1 protein-coding gene is annotated in these 321 nt (G+C 57.3%); it reads right to left on the bottom strand.

All coding sequences use genetic code 11. The features are described from left to right. A partial coding sequence (locus L8U60_RS10775; RefSeq protein WP_269966362.1) for a Cna B-type domain-containing protein occupies nt 1-321 on the bottom strand: 321 nt, incomplete at both ends.

The raw sequence follows: 321 nt of genomic DNA, 5'->3' as shown, positions 1-321 counted from the left end.
GACCGTGCTGGTGAAGCCTTCGATCGACAGTTCTTTGACTGTGTAGGTCACCTCGACCTTTGTCCCGTTGACCTTTTCGGTGACGGGGAGCCCTGTGAAGGTGTGTGTCCAGTTGTTGTCGGCATTGAGCTCGACTGGGTTGCCGACGGGGGTGGTTTGACCGTTGATGGTCTTGGTCAGTTGGACCTTGACCGGCACGGTGGACTCAGCATCCAGGGTGGTGCCGTCGGGGTTTTTCCACACCTTGGTGACATCCACTTCAGTTGTCTTCGGTGGGTTTTCGGTGTTGGTGATGGTGAAGCCATCGGTGGCGTCACCGGT

The sequence above is a fragment of the Corynebacterium meitnerae genome, assembly GCF_027570075.1.
In the GTDB taxonomy this organism is placed as follows: Bacteria; Actinomycetota; Actinomycetes; order Mycobacteriales; family Mycobacteriaceae; genus Corynebacterium; species Corynebacterium meitnerae.
The sequence above is the reverse complement of the archived record's forward strand: the minus strand, read 5'-3'. Positions and strand labels throughout refer to the sequence as shown.